General features: G+C 62.2%; 17 protein-coding genes. 6 read left to right on the top strand and 11 right to left on the bottom strand.

The features are described from left to right. Positions 1-93: 93 nt before the first annotated feature. The 3 genes from SIL87_RS01060 to SIL87_RS01050 all read left to right on the top strand — a co-directional run bounded on the left by SIL87_RS01060 (position 94) and on the right by SIL87_RS01050 (position 1,725). Positions 94-267 (top strand): hypothetical protein, encoded by a 174-nt coding sequence (locus tag SIL87_RS01060; protein ID WP_155856281.1) that lies wholly within the window; start codon positions 94-96, stop codon positions 265-267. A gap of 2 nt (positions 268-269) precedes the next feature. Beyond that, positions 270-548 carry a type II toxin-antitoxin system RelE/ParE family toxin gene (locus tag SIL87_RS01055; protein ID WP_035188342.1) on the top strand — a complete coding sequence of 93 codons (279 nt, stop codon included), beginning with the start codon at positions 270-272 and terminating at the stop codon, positions 546-548. 586 nt (positions 549-1,134) lie between these two features. Beyond that, complete coding sequence (locus tag SIL87_RS01050; protein WP_035188340.1) at positions 1,135-1,725, top strand: hypothetical protein; 591 nt, start codon at positions 1,135-1,137, stop codon at positions 1,723-1,725. Positions 1,726-2,084: 359 nt separating this feature from the next. Here the strand turns inward: SIL87_RS01050 and SIL87_RS01045 are convergent, their stop codons facing one another. The 4 genes from SIL87_RS01045 to SIL87_RS01030 all read right to left on the bottom strand — a co-directional run bounded on the left by SIL87_RS01045 (position 2,085) and on the right by SIL87_RS01030 (position 5,232). Continuing rightward, positions 2,085-2,888, bottom strand: coding sequence for an aminotransferase class IV (locus SIL87_RS01045; RefSeq protein WP_035188338.1), 804 nt, complete (start codon positions 2,886-2,888; stop codon positions 2,085-2,087). Further along, positions 2,878-4,218, bottom strand: a complete 1,341-nt coding sequence (gene pabB, locus SIL87_RS01040; protein ID WP_035188335.1) for an aminodeoxychorismate synthase component I — start codon at positions 4,216-4,218, stop codon at positions 2,878-2,880. Before pabB ends, SIL87_RS01045 begins: the two co-directional genes overlap by 11 nt. A 209-nt stretch (positions 4,219-4,427) precedes the next feature. After that, positions 4,428-4,949 (bottom strand): GNAT family N-acetyltransferase, encoded by a 522-nt coding sequence (locus tag SIL87_RS01035; protein ID WP_035188333.1) that lies wholly within the window; start codon positions 4,947-4,949, stop codon positions 4,428-4,430. Continuing rightward, positions 4,942-5,232 (bottom strand): type II toxin-antitoxin system TacA family antitoxin, encoded by a 291-nt coding sequence (locus tag SIL87_RS01030; RefSeq protein ID WP_035188331.1) that lies wholly within the window; start codon positions 5,230-5,232, stop codon positions 4,942-4,944. The genes SIL87_RS01035 and SIL87_RS01030 overlap by 8 nt, the downstream gene beginning before the upstream one ends. A gap of 126 nt (positions 5,233-5,358) precedes the next feature. Here SIL87_RS01030 and SIL87_RS01025 point away from each other — a divergent pair, with 126 nt between their 5' ends. Continuing rightward, entirely contained in the window at positions 5,359-5,904 is a 546-nt protein-coding gene (locus tag SIL87_RS01025) for a recombinase family protein (protein WP_035188329.1), read from the top strand. Positions 5,905-6,162: 258 nt separating this feature from the next. On the opposite strand, the gene SIL87_RS01020 is transcribed toward SIL87_RS01025, so the two are convergent. The 5 genes from SIL87_RS01020 to traA form a co-directional block, all read right to left on the bottom strand. Beyond that, the gene (locus SIL87_RS01020; RefSeq protein WP_035188327.1) at positions 6,163-6,543 is read right to left on the bottom strand and encodes a type II toxin-antitoxin system death-on-curing family toxin; all 381 of its coding nucleotides are present in this window, start codon (positions 6,541-6,543) and stop codon (positions 6,163-6,165) included. After that, complete coding sequence (locus tag SIL87_RS01015; RefSeq protein ID WP_035188326.1) at positions 6,540-6,770, bottom strand: hypothetical protein; 231 nt, start codon at positions 6,768-6,770, stop codon at positions 6,540-6,542. Before SIL87_RS01015 ends, SIL87_RS01020 begins: the two co-directional genes overlap by 4 nt. A 199-nt stretch (positions 6,771-6,969) precedes the next feature. Then, complete coding sequence (locus SIL87_RS01010) at positions 6,970-8,151, bottom strand: IS256 family transposase (RefSeq protein WP_319612316.1); 1,182 nt, start codon at positions 8,149-8,151, stop codon at positions 6,970-6,972. A gap of 115 nt (positions 8,152-8,266) precedes the next feature. Next, the gene (locus SIL87_RS01005; RefSeq protein ID WP_319612446.1) at positions 8,267-8,812 is read right to left on the bottom strand and encodes a hypothetical protein; all 546 of its coding nucleotides are present in this window, start codon (positions 8,810-8,812) and stop codon (positions 8,267-8,269) included. After that, positions 8,809-11,664 carry a Ti-type conjugative transfer relaxase TraA gene (traA, locus tag SIL87_RS01000; protein ID WP_035188323.1) on the bottom strand — a complete coding sequence of 952 codons (2,856 nt, stop codon included), beginning with the start codon at positions 11,662-11,664 and terminating at the stop codon, positions 8,809-8,811. Before traA ends, SIL87_RS01005 begins: the two co-directional genes overlap by 4 nt. Before the next feature lie 247 nt (positions 11,665-11,911). Here traA and SIL87_RS00995 point away from each other — a divergent pair, with 247 nt between their 5' ends. Together SIL87_RS00995 and SIL87_RS00990 are read left to right on the top strand one after the other, a co-directional pair. Beyond that, positions 11,912-12,100, top strand: a complete 189-nt coding sequence (locus SIL87_RS00995) for a hypothetical protein (RefSeq protein WP_319612445.1) — start codon at positions 11,912-11,914, stop codon at positions 12,098-12,100. Further along, positions 12,081-12,389 (top strand): hypothetical protein, encoded by a 309-nt coding sequence (locus SIL87_RS00990; RefSeq protein ID WP_035188320.1) that lies wholly within the window; start codon positions 12,081-12,083, stop codon positions 12,387-12,389. The genes SIL87_RS00995 and SIL87_RS00990 overlap by 20 nt, the downstream gene beginning before the upstream one ends. A 73-nt stretch (positions 12,390-12,462) precedes the next feature. Here SIL87_RS00990 and SIL87_RS00985 read toward each other — a convergent pair whose 3' ends face one another. Continuing rightward, on the bottom strand, positions 12,463-12,900 hold the full coding sequence (locus SIL87_RS00985; protein WP_035188316.1) for a type II toxin-antitoxin system VapC family toxin: 438 nt from the start codon (positions 12,898-12,900) through the stop codon (positions 12,463-12,465). Continuing rightward, positions 12,900-13,154: a type II toxin-antitoxin system Phd/YefM family antitoxin gene (locus SIL87_RS00980; RefSeq protein ID WP_035188313.1), complete on the bottom strand. Its 255-nt coding sequence runs from the start codon at positions 13,152-13,154 to the stop codon at positions 12,900-12,902. Before SIL87_RS00980 ends, SIL87_RS00985 begins: the two co-directional genes overlap by 1 nt. Positions 13,155-13,518 lie beyond the last annotated feature (364 nt).

The raw sequence follows: 13,518 nt of genomic DNA, 5'->3' as shown, positions 1-13,518 counted from the left end.
AATCAGGAAAGTATCGACACAGACAAGATCAGAACATAAAACGAACAAAGGAGTTGCCCCTGAAGTTCCAGGATAGGTGATCACACTATCGTTATGAACCGGACCGTTCCCCAGATCGATCTTGAACTCGAGGCCGAGCGGCGGCTCCTCGAAGCTGCCGTCGCTGAAGCCCGGACCGATCTCCGCCCGGCTGTGCCGCATGAGCAGGTGCGCGCCGATCTCCTGCGCGAGATCAAGCGGCTGAACCTGGCGATCGCCGGTCACTGAGCATGCAGGTCAAATGGCATCAGCTTGCCCTGGAAGATCGTGATGTCATTGTTGCTTATCTCGAACTGCTCAACCCGAATGCAGCCTCAAGCGTTCTGCGTGGACTGGTTCTCGCCGGCGACAGCCTGGCGCTGTTTCCCACCCGGGGCCGCGTGGGCTTGGCCACCGGCACCCGGGAACTGGTGGCAGTGTGGCCGTATCTGATCGTGTATGAGGTCGATATGTCATCCGATACGGTGCGGATTCTCCGTATCTGGCACGAAGCCCAGGACCGACCGTGACGAATGCCAAAAAGAAAATGGCGGCCTTAAAGGCCGCCAAGTTTTAAGATTGGGAGCGAACCTCAGCGGAGATCGGATCCGCTTCACGGCCCGATATGGCCCGGTTCGGCGGGGCCGCAATATGCGTGTTTTGAGATGTGATGTGGCAAGGCAAGGCGGCCATTCTGCCGCCATGACACAAGGGCGTAATCTCGCCTTGAAACCAGGGCTGGAAAACGCACCTCCACGCTCGGACAAGGCTTTCGGGTTGCCTTTCCAATCGTCTCAGCGGTTAGCGATCTTCCACTCGGCGACCCTGGCCCATGGGGTCGCCTTTTTCTTGTCTGCACCACACCAGACGCGACACTCCCCGCGGCGAAAGGCGATCAGGGGCAGCTATCACGCGGCTGGTGAAAGAGCCGTGAGGAAGTATTCGTGTTCGCCTGGCGAGCCCGTGGTGGGATGCTTTGACAGTCCCTGTTACGGGGCTACTATGGGGTTCATCGGCGGCCTGTGCGGCGACTGAGTGACGACTTTGCGGGGACTTGCCGGGAAGTTCTATAATGTGGATTTCTGGAACATCTTCCATCGAGAAATATGAAAATCTATGAAACGGCGTAATATAACTTTTCTGTTCGGCAGCATGTTTTCTGGCTTTCTTGCTCTTTTTGGGCTCAGTTCGAAGCAAGCCGTTGGACAAACGCCGAGTGATGCTCGCTCATCTGGCGATATGATGGGTGGAATGATGGGATCAAATATGTCCAACATGGACATGCAGGGAATGATGTCCCACAGCAATATGATGGGTCCCATGCGGCTCGGCATGGAGTTGTTCGAGCGACATACAGAAATCACCCGCGCGACTGATTACCTGTCCAACGGCATCATCGACACTACGGTTTCGAGTAATCCAGAGACTGCCAAGGCGATTCAGGCACACGTGATCGAGATGTACGCCCGTCTCGCAGACAATCGTCCATTTCCCTACCCGATGAGTAACAGTGTGCCGACCATGTTCGCCAAGAGTACGAAATATAAAAGATCCTATGAGCTCCTACCAACTGGAATTCAGGTCACCGAAACCTCGGACGATCCAGAAATGGTAAAGGTGATTTATGCCCATGCCCGCGAACTCGATCGATTCGTGAAAGAAGGTATGCCGGCGATGATGCGCGGGATGATGAGCAAGGCCGGTTGATCGGAGAAAAAGGCGATGATGCACGGCATGATGAACGGCTGGATGATGGGGGGAATGGCAGTGTTCGGTATCGCCACCCTGCTGCTGATTGTCCTGTCAATCGCCGCATTGCTCAAATATCTGCTCAAATGACGGGCAGAGCGTAGATTTTCCAAAAATCAAGAATTTCGGAAAAGACGGATTGTCATTTCAAAAAGGCGCTCACTCCAAGCGCCCGATAGAATGTAGCTCGTTGGACGCCGAATAACTTGGCGACCTCCGCGACCGACCTAGAGTGTCCTGTTCGACGAGCTGGCGGGCATGGCCCCCACTCCATAAATTGAAAGCAGGCGACGCGCAGTCGTCTGCCCTGGCCGAGCCTATCGCTGCCCAGCAAGGGCCGCGATTGCCGCTTCATCCTGCCTGATCTTCCGGCCATCGACATGGCTGACCGGGCGCAAGCCGAGCGCATTGCCGAGACAGAGCGCGTCCGCCTCGAAAAGCCAATCCGGCTCCAGGGTGGCCTCGCGCACGAGCCCGGCTTCGAGAAGCACCGCGCGGCGAATGCCGGGCAGCGCCCCGTCAGCGACATATGGCGTGAGCCAGCCGCCGTTTCGGCACAGAAACACCGTGGCGGCACTGGATTCCGTCACCATGCCCGCATGGTTGAGCAGGATCGCATCCACAGCACCGCGCTCGTCGGCCTCGATCCGAGCGAGGATGCTCGGGAGATAATTAAGCGATTTGATCCGGCAGAGCGGCGATGCCGCATCGCGGGCGATGCTGCGCGCGATCACCACCCGAATCGGACCTTGAGCGGGCGGCAGGGACGCGGCCGTCACCATCACCGTCGGGCACTGTTCCCCGCTGGGCATGATGCCGCGCGGTCCCGGTCCGCGCGTAACCGTCAGGCGCAGCACGCCATCGACCATCCGGTGCGCGGTAATGACCGCATCGAGCGCATCGCACAGGGTGCCTTCGGCGGGCACGACGAGACGCAGCAGAGCAGCGCCAGCGCGCAGCCGGGCGATATGCCGATCGGCATGGCACGGCACGCCCGCGGCAACACAGATCGTCTCGAACAGCCCGTCGCCGAGCAGCAGGCCGCGATCGGCTGGATCAATCCGCGCCGCGTTCGCGCGCACGAGCGCGCCGTTCAGCCAGACCGGCGCATCAGCCTCCATCGTGCGCCGCCAGCAAGGGGCCCACTTTCAGCAGCATTTCCGCATATTCCGCTCCGGGATCGCTGTCCCAGACAATGCCGCCGCCCGCCTGGGCGAACAGTGTCTCGGTGGTGGCGACGATGGTGCGGATGATGATCGCGCTGCCCATTGCGCCGTCGAAGCCGAGCCAGGCGAGCGTGCCGCAATAGGCGCCGCGCCGGGCGGTTTCGATTTCATCGATGATCTGCATCGCCCGATGTTTTGGCGCGCCGGTTATCGAGCCGCCAGGAAAGCTCGCGCGCAGAAGATCGATCGCGCCGAGGCCGGGGCGCAGCCTGCCCCGGACCACCGAAACGAGGTGATGCGCGCGGGCAAACCTTTCGAGCGCGCAGAGGGCGGTCACGTGCACGCTGCCGATCTCGCAGACGCGGCCGAGATCGTTACGCATCAAATCGGCGATCATCAGGTTTTCGGCCCGGTCCTTCGCCGAGGCGCAGAGTGCGCGACCCAGCCGATCGTCGTCCTCCACCGTCGTGCCACGCGGCGCAGTGCCCTTGATCGGCCGGGTTTCCACCCAACCGTCGGGGTCGAGGCGCAGAAACGATTCCGGTGACGCGCCGATGATCGCCATGCCATCGCCACAAGCCAGATGGGCGGAGAAAGGTGCCGGGCTCTGCCGCCGCAGCGCGCCATATAGCGCTTCCGTGGAGAACCCAGCCGGCCGTGGCGCGCGGAAACGATGGGTCAGATTGACCTGAAAAATATCGCCCGCCGCGATATAGGCGCGCACCTGCTCGACCCGGTCGCAATAGGCCGCTTCGCTCCATTCTGGCTGCCAATCGAGCCGGGGAACGGCGCCAAGGCGCACGAGGCCGTCGAGCCGCCGGCGCAGCGCCTCAAGCCGGACGATGGCGGACGCCCCAGGACGATCGTACGCAATATACCACAGCCGTCTTGTGCGGTGCTCGAAACCGAGCACCGTATCGTAGAGCCCGAACCAGCCATCAGGAAGGCCGGGAATCGGGTCGTGCCGGGTCGGCACGCCGGCAGCCGCGACACCGAGGTCGTAACCGAGAAACCCAACCGCACCACCCGCAAATGGCAAAGGCGGTTTTGCACCCGTGCCGCGCGATGTGCGGTGCCTGTCGAGCCAGGTGGCGAGAGCGGCGAAGGGGTCTCCAACCGTCCCAGAATCGAAGCGCAGGACCGCCAGCGGATCGGGGCAAAGATAGGAGATTTCGGCACGCGGATCGCCCGGAGCGGCACTGTCGAGAAAAGCCAGATGCGGATCGCCGGCGAGAGCCGCGAAACTGTCGAACGGATCGCGCCAAGGCAGTTCAGTGACTAGCATCGGCGTCGTTTCTCACAAGCCAGCATGGTGCGCCACCGCCTCAGCAAATAGCCGCAACAAAAATATCCGCTTTCAGGATCGGCGGCTTTTTCATGCATTTTTCAGCAATGGGTCGTTTTTACTCGGGACGGGCGTTGTCGCCTAACTTAGGAATCACGCGACAAGAGCGCATTAAGACTTTCGGAATTTCCGTAGCCTTGATCGAAACGCTATCGCTGATTTTTAACCTTCTGGAATTTGACGAGATCGAGTGCGAGGGTGGGAGCGTCTGTAGGCAACCGTGTAAAGCCGTGATGAAAGTAGAACGCTTCGGCGGCCGGGGAGATGGCATGGACGATGACGAGGCGCGCGGAGACTTCGGCGGACGCGCGGAGCGAGCGGCTGAGCACATCGGCAAGCATGGCCCGGCCCAACCCCTTCCCCTGCCAGGCGAGGTCAATCGCCAATCTCCCGAGAACAACCGCCGGGATGGCATTTGGCATGTTCCGGCGCATGGAGCCGATGACCTCTTGGGCCAGAATCTGCCCCATGCTGAGGGCATAGTAGCCGATGATTTGCCGTGAGCCAGCCGGACACACGACATAGGTTCGGCTGGCCGCCGCTTGCAGGTTGTTCCAGGCGCGCTGGTGCAGCCAATCATCCAGCGCGGGTTCACCGGAGTTGAACGACGAGCCGTCATGCGCTTCGGTTAAAAGAGCAGGTGGATCGGCTGGCGGCCGCGCATCACTCACTTTGCCACGGTGTTTTGGCTTGCAGGATGCGCTTCATCCCGGCCGTTTCAGAGCGGTTTGCCGGCGAGTCCATCCAATTCATGACCTTCTGAAAGGTCTTGGCGTCGGCATAGATGGTGGATTGATCGAGGAGGATGTTCTTTGCTTCCTTGATGGCGGACGCCAGCATGAATTGCGAGCGGTTCGCGCCAACGAGTTCCGCCGCCTGGTCAATCAGCGTCCTGTCCTGCGTGCGGGCGCGCAGGTGGATGTTGACCTCGGCGATGGCGAGCTGCGTCTTCATATCCGAACAATTGACAAATGTGGTGTCATTGTCAACACAAACATAAAGCATGAATTTTGCACCAGATCCGGCCCATAGGCCACAAGCGGGGTTTTCCGTTGCAGAAGTCCGGTGCATAGTCCTGCCATGATCTACGGCTATGCACGGGTCTCCACCGACGGCCAGAGCGTGGCCGCCCAGCTCACCCAGCTGAAGGCCGCAGGCTGCGGAAAGGTCTTCCAGGAAACCGCCAGCGGTGCCCGCACCGACCGCGTCCAGCTCCGCAAGGCAATCGACAGGCTCGAGGCCGGCGATACCCTGATGGTCACAAGGCTCGACCGTCTCGCCCGCTCAACCCGGGATCTGCTGAACACCCTCGCGACCATCGCCGAGAAAGGTGCCGGGTTCCGATCCCTCGGGGACAGCTGGGCCGACACCACCACCCCGCACGGCCGGCTGATGCTCACCGTCCTCGGCGGCCTGGCGGAATTCGAGCGGGAGCTGATCAGGGCCCGGACCGGAGAAGGAAGAGAACGGGCGAAGGCCCGCGGCGTTCGCATGGGCCGCAAGCCGAAGCTGACCCTGCACCAGCGCCAGGAGGCCCTGCGCCGGCGCGACGCCGGCGAGGCCGTCCGCGAGATCGCCCGCTCCTACAACGTCAGCCACAGCACGATTTCCAGACTCGTGGCCTGACGGCCAGGGCTGTTCAACGCTTTGGGATAGTGAGTGCGAGGAGGTGTTTGAGTCCGGCGAGAGCGGCGCGGTAGCGGTCCTGGCTGAGGGTGCTGGCGCTGGCTTGGCATTGTCAGGTTGACGCGTCGGCCGCAGGATCATAGCGATGTTGGATGCTTCCCGTGTGCTCATACGAAGCCTGAGTTCCTTTTCCGCATGACCCAGCCACATCGCGGTGCAGTCGTCGTCGAACTACTCCTGCGGCTGTTTCAGGAGCAGTCACGCTTTTGGCGGCACCACCACCCGGCGTAGCCAGGCGACCAGCGGCTCAAAGCTGAAGCCGTCCGCTTCATATAGACTGACGATAAAATCGTAAGTCTCATCTGGATCGGCCTGCATCCCAGCGCCATTGATGACCAGGAAGGTATAGGTGGCAGCAAATGCCGTGCGCTTGTTGCCATCAATGAACGGATGATTCTGCGCCAGACTCTCCCACAATGCGGCGGCCTCGTCGATCAGATCGGCATAATATCCCGTCCGCGGGCGATACAGGGCCGCCTCCAGTTGGCCAGGATCACGCACGCCATGGGCGCCACCGTAGCGCTCGATTTGGTCTGCATGGATAGCCAGAACCTCGATGACGGTCAGATAGTCCGTCATTCAGCCAGCTTTTTATAGAGTGTCCCGAATTTTTCGTGGCTCGCCTGATACGCGGCCATCACATTGGCGCGGGGTCGGCCATGCTTGCGCTTTTCAATCAGGTCGGCGAGCGCCTCATCCACCAGCACTTGCAACTGCCGCCCCTCGCTTTGGGCGAGTTGGCGGACGGCGGAGAGAATCTCGGAATTCACCTGGGTCGCAAATTTTTCACGGGTTTGGGCTGCCATGATACATCTCCAATCTTTCCTTGATTTATCATGATACGTCATGAAGTATCAAGAATCCGCACAGTTTTCGTTTCCTCAATATCCCTTGAGGACGCGATACTCGCCGCTATTCCCATATGCACCAGCGCTTTGGTTGATGGCGACGCAGGGGCGCCTGTGATTGAGCAACCTGATGTCTGGAAAATAGGGCGAGCGGGGGTCAGGCATCCTGGTAGTCCCACTTGATGTAGCCCTTGGTGTCGGCGGCCCATTTTTCATCGATTTCGACGAGGACGGCGCTGACGAGGCGTTCGAGGGAGGCTTCGTTGGGGAAGACCCTGATTTTGGTGGTGCGGCGTTTGAGTTCCTGCTGGATGCCGCGTTCCATGGGGTTGGAAGTGCGAAGCCGGCGCTGGTGGGGTTCTGGCAGTGTGAAGACGGTGAGGCCTTCGGGGATATTTCGTTCGAGCCAATCGGCGAGCTTTGGTGCGGTGTCGCGATAGGCATTGACGAGGGTTGTGAGAGCGATCTGGGCAGCGGCGAGGGAATTTGCGTTCCAGACGGTCCGGAGTTCTGCGCCGATGCGTTTGCGGATGGCGTGGTTGGGGGCGTGGTGGATGGCGTTTTGGGCGAGGTGGAACTGGCATCGTTGCCAGTGTGCGGCGCCGAAGACGGCGCGGCGTGCGGCGTGCAATCCGGCATGGTCATCGGAGACGATGAATTCGACGCCTCGCAGGCCACGCTGATGGAGGCTTTCGAGGAAGGCACGCCAATGGACTTCGGCCTCGGAAAGGGCGACCGAGACGCCGAGGACACGGCGGCGTTCATCGGGTCCGATGCCGATGGCCGAGAGCACGGCGGCATCGCGGACGACGCCATTATCGCGCATTTTTTCATATCTGGCGTCGAGGATGAGGTAGCGGATCTCGGCGAGGGGTCGGGTGCGCCAGGCGGCGAGTTCGTCATCGAGCAGCTTGCTGGCGCGGCTGACCTGAGCGGAGGAGAGGCTTTCGATGCCGAATTCGCGCATGACGGCCTCGACGTCGCGGGTGGAGACGCCTTTGATGTACATTTCGGCGACGGCGACCATGACGGCGCGGACCGAGCGTCGGCCGCGTTCGAGGGACTGTGGGTAGAAGGGTTCGCCCACGTGACCGGCGGTTTTGGGGACATCGACGGTGATCGACCCGGCCGGGGTATCGATCCGCTTGGGCTTGTAGCCATTGGCGTAACCCTGACGATCGGGGTTGCGCTCGTAGTGACTGGCGTGGAGGAAGCGTTCGCGCTCGATCTGCATGGCGAGTTCGAAGGTCCTGGCAAATACCGTGGCGATATCGCCTGCGCCGTTTTCGATCAGATGTTCCAAAAGTGCCTCGATAATCGTATCCTTTTTGGCGTCCATTCATCGGTCTCCATGTTGGTGTGAACAACTGCATGGAATACCAGAATGAACAGCCCTTGCCGGGGCATGCCCCGGCAAGGGCACCAACTCCCAACCCAAAATGAATTTCCAGACGTCAGGTTACACCACCGCGCCTGTTTGCCCCGCAATAGATAATCTTGTCGAGCATTCCTGCCTTTACCCAGGCGGCGTGATTGGCCTGCAACATGGCGATTTCGCCCCGCAGCTGGCTGACTGTAGTGCGGTCCCACCAGACAACGGCCGTGCTGCTCAGCCAGCCGAACAGCATCAGCCCGACGGTCAGGGCCACGATCCACCCCAGTAGCCGCCAGCTCGCCCAGGCCACGATCCGGCGCAGCGCCTCCTCGGCAACCGCCATGCCGCCCGCCAGCCCGGCGAGATCCTCCAGCATCGGCTTGGTCGCTTTCCGGACCGTCGCGACACCTTCCTTGCCCACCTGCTCCAGCGCCGTTGTCACCGCGGCACTGACCGCCTCGCGCACCCGCTCTTCGAGGCTCGAGGCTTCTTCCGCCAGTCTCTGCCGCTCCTGCGCCAGCGCCGCCCGCTCCTCTGCCAGTCCGTTCAGCACCCGCTGCACCGCCGCCTGCTGCTGCTCGGCGATCTCCATCAACCCGTAGAGCCGTTCTTCAGCGCCACTCACATCGACATCCCACGACCCCGCGACACGGATCTTTCCTGCTGTTTCCGGACGGCCGCCCGCTCGGCTTCACGCGCCAGATGACCGCGCATCCGCTCCTCAGCACCCGCCATCAGCCGCTCAATGGCCTTCCCGGCGTCCGGCGACGCCAGCACCTGCGCCAGCGCCGATCCCTCCTTCAACCCGAAGTCATGGCCACGCGCCCGCAACCGCTGCGCCGCTTCGGAATGACGATCCAGTGTCCGGGCAAATCCCAGCAACGCCGCCCGCGCCTGCCCGGCCAGAGTAGGATCAGTTTCCAGCCCCGGCAGCGCCTTGGTGTATGCCTCCGATAGCCGCGTCCACTCCCGCACCAGGCCATGCGCTTCCTTGTTGCGCGCCGCCTCGGCCGCCTGGTGTTGCCGATGCGCCTCGAACCGCGCCCGGAACCCGGCACGCCCCGCCTCGATCTCACGCGCCGCCACCACCTCCCGTGACCGCACCTCGACCCCACGCCGCTGGGCATAGGCAGCCTGGTCGTAATCAAGCGTGGTTTCCTTGGCCTGGGATCGGGACAGCCGCGCCGACAGGGCGGCCACGTTGCTGAATTCCTCCCGATCGGCGTAGAGCGTCACCCCGTCCCGGTGCCGCGTCATCGCCACATAGGTCAGATGCCGGTCCATCGTGCCCGAGGCCAGCACATAGGCCCGGTCCACCGTCGCACCCTGCGCCTTATGAATGGTGGTAGCATACCCGTGATCCACGGCAGCATAATCCGCCATCGAGACCGACACGGCCCGACCCCGCCCAGGCCCGGAGGGAGAATCCAGCCGCACCAGAAGGCGGTCGTCCTCGGCCAACTCTACCGTGCCCAGCATCCCGTTCTTCACGCCCAGCTCGCGGTTGTTCTCCCGGAACAGCAGCCTGTCCCCCGGCGCAAAGACCCGCTCGCCCTCGCTCGTGCGATAAACCCGCTCGTCCGCCAGCTCGTCCCGCTCGCGCCGAACCGCCCGGATCGCCTCGTTGAGCTCCCGCACGTCCGCGTTGCGGTGCGCCAGCACCAGGCGAGAGCCATCTGGCCGCGCCTCCATATCGGCCAGCACATCCCGCACGATCGCCGCCCGCGCATCTGCCGCGGTTGCCTCGAACCGGACAGCATCGCGCTCGGCATAGGCGCGCAAGCCCTCCTCTGTCTGGTGCCGCCCGAACGCCACCGACGCCGCCCGCTGCCAGCCCTCGTGCTGCCGGCGGATTTCCGCCAGGTCAACAAAGCCGATCCGCTCAGCCACCGCACGGAACGCCGCCCCCGGCCCGATCGGCTGCAGCTGCTCGGGATCCCCCACCAGCACGATCTTGGCGCCTGCCCGGTCCGCCTCGGTGATGAACCGGGAAAGCTGCTTCGAGCCGACCATGCCGGCCTCGTCGATCACCAGCACATCGCGCGGCCCAAGCCGGTCGAACCCTCGTTCCCAGCCCCGCTCCCATGAGGCCAGCGTGCGCGAGGCAATGCCAGCCGACTCCTCCAGCCCTTCGGCCGCCTTGCCCGCCAGCGCCGCCCCATGCACCCGATAGCCTTGCGCAACCCACGCCTCCCGAGCCGCCGCCAGCATCGTGCTCTTCCCCGCACCGGCAAGCCCCACCACCGCAGAGATGCGCTCCGGCCCGCACACATGCTCGATGGCGACCCGCTGTTCTTCGGCCAGGACGATGCCGCCACGCTCCTGCGCCGCGATCGCCGCTTCCACGCGCCGGCCGGCGACACCGAACCCGCGCCCATCCGCCATGCGATCGGCGCTAATCGCCATATCGCGCTCGATGCCGACCATCTCCCGCGTCGAATAGCGCGCCTGCTCGATCACGCGCCCACGCTCGTCGCGCTGCTCGGCCCGCAATTCCACCAGAGCAGGCGACGCCATCACTGTTGCAAACGCCGCCTGGAACGCATCGGCATCGCCGATATAGCGGTGCAGCGCCCGCGCCACATCTTGACGATCGAATACACTCTTCTCGCCCGTGATGAGCGTCAGCACCTGATCCGGCCGCTGCCGGATCAGCGCGGCGTTGCGCTTCGCGGCCTCCTCATCGATCCGAACCCGCGATACGGCCTTGCCACGCCGCTCCATTTGCGTGGCATGAACGCCCATGTGCTGCGTCGGTTCGATCTCCAGCCCCCGCTCCTGATGTGAACGGTGATCGATCCTCACATCCAGCCCCCCACGCGCCAGATGTTCGTTCGTCCGCTGCTCCCAGCCGGAGCGAATATCCCGAAGCTGCTCATGCGATGTCGGCAGGCCAAGCGCCTGCAACTTCTTGTTCTCAAGCTCGAGTTCGGATTTCTCGCCCAGGGAACCGGCCGGCATGGCCCCGATCCAGCGCCCCGCCTCGCCTCGCCCGGTCATCACCCGTCGCGTGGTCAGCAGGATATGGGCATGGTGGTTGCGGACATCGGTATGACCGTGGGGTGCATGGATCGCAAAATCCACCGCAACCCCATACTGCCGGGCCAGAGCCTGAGCAAAATCCCGCGTCAGTGCCAGCCGCTGCTCCGCCGACAGCTCGTGCGGGAGCGCAACCTCGATTTCGCGGGCGACCCGCGCATCCTTGCGTCTCTCCGCCAATTCCGCAGCATTCCACAACGCTGATCGGTCACGCGCCCATTCAGGTCCCGCACCATGCACAACGGCACCGTCTGCCGCTACGGTGTCATTGGGGAGAATAATCTCTTCGTGCTCAACCCCATGGCGCCGGCCAAAGTCATGCACTATCCCATCGCGCACATTCTCAAGACGATCGGCCGCGCGATACGCAGACGCCGCCACTGCACTGCGACCGGAGCCACGGGCTACAGGCTTCATGCTCAGATGGTAGATCGCCATTCCACACCCACCTTACCCCGCACTGAGTTGCGCAGCAACTCGTAAGTGCGCACTTAAAGCTCTACTTCGTTTCGCTTTTCGTGATGTCTAGCGTCATATTGGCGGAGAATTATATGCCTGATATGTCAAGAATTTCTACGCTTCCATGTCCTATATGGATGACCGGTCAGCTAGATACTGGAAGTTTGAGAAGGAACCGGCGATATTCCGATCGATGCAATCGATTTGTCCACGTTGCCAGGCGCCGATGACATGCCAGAATGATGACAGTTGCTGGTGCACCAAACTGCCGATCGTCACACCGATGCCGGCGGATAACGCCGCACATTGCCTCTGCCCGAATTGCCTGCGGGAGATGCAGGACAAGGCACGCCAGAACGCCACTGCCGCCGATCACGACAGAACCGAGGGAACCCATGGCTCGCAAACCCATTGAACAGCAGATTGCCCAACTTGAAGCCCGTGCCAAGACTCTCAAGGCACGGTTGGCAAAGCAGGATCGTGCCAGAGACACCAGGAGAAAAATCCTCATCGGCGCGCTGGTGCTTGACCGTCTCGAACACAACGGCGATGCCGAATTCTCCGAACGCCTCGCCAACTGGCTCCGACGCGAGCTTCCAGGCTTCCTCACCCGCGAAGACGACAAGGTTCTCTTCGCCGATCTGCTGAACGGTAAAACCGGCGCACCGGCAACAATTCCAGAACCCCGGAAGGCCGAGGCGTAATATCACTCAGTGGTGATCTCTTCTTGCTTCCGACAATTCGTCACCCTCATCCGGGGGGATGTCGGTTTGGATTTCAGTGTTCTTGCTCATGGGGTGGCTCCCATGGATTGAGGAGCGTCACGCCGGTTGTGTGAAAGTCCGCGACGTTGCGGGTGACGATGGTCATGCCATGGGCCAACGCTGTTGCGGCGATGAGTGCATCCCGTTCGGCGTGAGGATCGGGAACATGCAAGGTCGCGCAGCGCCGGGCGACGGCTGTATCCACTGGGAAAATGCGCCCTTCGAACTCGGGTAATACCTGCTTTTCCAGCCAGGCGCGCAGCAAATCCCCTTGGTCGGGGTCTTTCCGCTCGATTTGCAGGATACCGATCTCGATTTCGAGGATAGTGATGGCCGAGATGTAGAGGGTTTTGGCGTCTACGCTGTCGGCCCAGATGGCCACCTGTGGGTGCGCCGTACCCAAGCGCACCTTGCGGAGTTCGGAGACGACATTGGTATCGAGGATGAACATCAGGAGAAATCGGCGGGGCGGAGGCCAATGCTGACGCGAGGTGGGTCAAATTCGATATCGGCAAGGCCCGGCATGGCCAGAGCATCCGCAATGCTGCGGCGTTTGCCTGTGATGCGGCGATATTCCTCGATGCTGAGCAGGACGTGTGCGGGCTTGCCTCGGTCAGTGATGAAAACCGGACCTTCTGAAGCGGCTTTTTTGGCCCGGCTGGTGTCCTGATTGAACTCCCTGCTGGATATGGTGGTGATGGTCATGGGCGGCACTCCTGCTGTTGGCGCCAATCAGCAATAAGTATAAACGTTACTACAAAACCCCTTTCTTTTGTCAATGCCACTTTGCTTTTTCTGGCGGCTCCAAGGCATCAAGGACCGGCCCCGCCTGCCGTCCTCGCCCGTTCGGTGCTCGTCCTGCAGGCTGCGCTCCGCTGCGGCCTCCGGGCGCCTCCTTGACGCCTTGGAGCGGCCTGGAGCCTATCGGATGGGGTGCAGGACAAGGGCGAAGCCCGCTGCCCCTGCGTTGGGCGGATACATCACGCCTATAGGGCGTGACCATTGATCTGAGCGCAGGCGCGAAGCGACGAGCAGGGGGATGCCGGGTGGGAGGCCGCGTAGCGGCCGG

It is taken from the genome of Acidiphilium acidophilum, from assembly GCF_033842475.1.
Lineage (GTDB): Bacteria > Pseudomonadota > Alphaproteobacteria > Acetobacterales > Acetobacteraceae > Acidiphilium > Acidiphilium acidophilum.
The sequence above is the reverse complement of the archived record's forward strand: the minus strand, read 5'-3'. Positions and strand labels throughout refer to the sequence as shown.

What these genes read in the sequence shown, in the direction of transcription:
- SIL87_RS01020 (WP_035188327.1), bottom strand. Translation starts at nt 6,543, where the DNA reads ATGACGGACTATCTGACCGTCATCGAGGTTCTGGCTATCCATGCAGAC.
- SIL87_RS01015 (WP_035188326.1), bottom strand. Translation starts at nt 6,770, where the DNA reads ATGGCAGCCCAAACCCGTGAAAAATTTGCGACCCAGGTGAATTCCGAG.
- traA (WP_035188323.1), bottom strand. Translation starts at nt 11,664, where the DNA reads ATGGCGATCTACCATCTGAGCATGAAGCCTGTAGCCCGTGGCTCCGGT.
- SIL87_RS00995 (WP_319612445.1), top strand. Translation starts at nt 11,912, where the DNA reads ATGACATGCCAGAATGATGACAGTTGCTGGTGCACCAAACTGCCGATC.
- pabB (WP_035188335.1), bottom strand. Translation starts at nt 4,218, where the DNA reads ATGCTAGTCACTGAACTGCCTTGGCGCGATCCGTTCGACAGTTTCGCG.
- SIL87_RS01050 (WP_035188340.1), top strand. Translation starts at nt 1,135, where the DNA reads ATGAAACGGCGTAATATAACTTTTCTGTTCGGCAGCATGTTTTCTGGC.
- SIL87_RS00985 (WP_035188316.1), bottom strand. Translation starts at nt 12,900, where the DNA reads ATGTTCATCCTCGATACCAATGTCGTCTCCGAACTCCGCAAGGTGCGC.
- SIL87_RS01025 (WP_035188329.1), top strand. Translation starts at nt 5,359, where the DNA reads ATGATCTACGGCTATGCACGGGTCTCCACCGACGGCCAGAGCGTGGCC.
- SIL87_RS01010 (WP_319612316.1), bottom strand. Translation starts at nt 8,151, where the DNA reads ATGGACGCCAAAAAGGATACGATTATCGAGGCACTTTTGGAACATCTG.
- SIL87_RS01055 (WP_035188342.1), top strand. Translation starts at nt 270, where the DNA reads ATGCAGGTCAAATGGCATCAGCTTGCCCTGGAAGATCGTGATGTCATT.
- SIL87_RS00980 (WP_035188313.1), bottom strand. Translation starts at nt 13,154, where the DNA reads ATGACCATCACCACCATATCCAGCAGGGAGTTCAATCAGGACACCAGC.
- SIL87_RS01045 (WP_035188338.1), bottom strand. Translation starts at nt 2,888, where the DNA reads ATGGAGGCTGATGCGCCGGTCTGGCTGAACGGCGCGCTCGTGCGCGCG.
- SIL87_RS01030 (WP_035188331.1), bottom strand. Translation starts at nt 5,232, where the DNA reads ATGAAGACGCAGCTCGCCATCGCCGAGGTCAACATCCACCTGCGCGCC.
- SIL87_RS01060 (WP_155856281.1), top strand. Translation starts at nt 94, where the DNA reads ATGAACCGGACCGTTCCCCAGATCGATCTTGAACTCGAGGCCGAGCGG.
- SIL87_RS00990 (WP_035188320.1), top strand. Translation starts at nt 12,081, where the DNA reads ATGGCTCGCAAACCCATTGAACAGCAGATTGCCCAACTTGAAGCCCGT.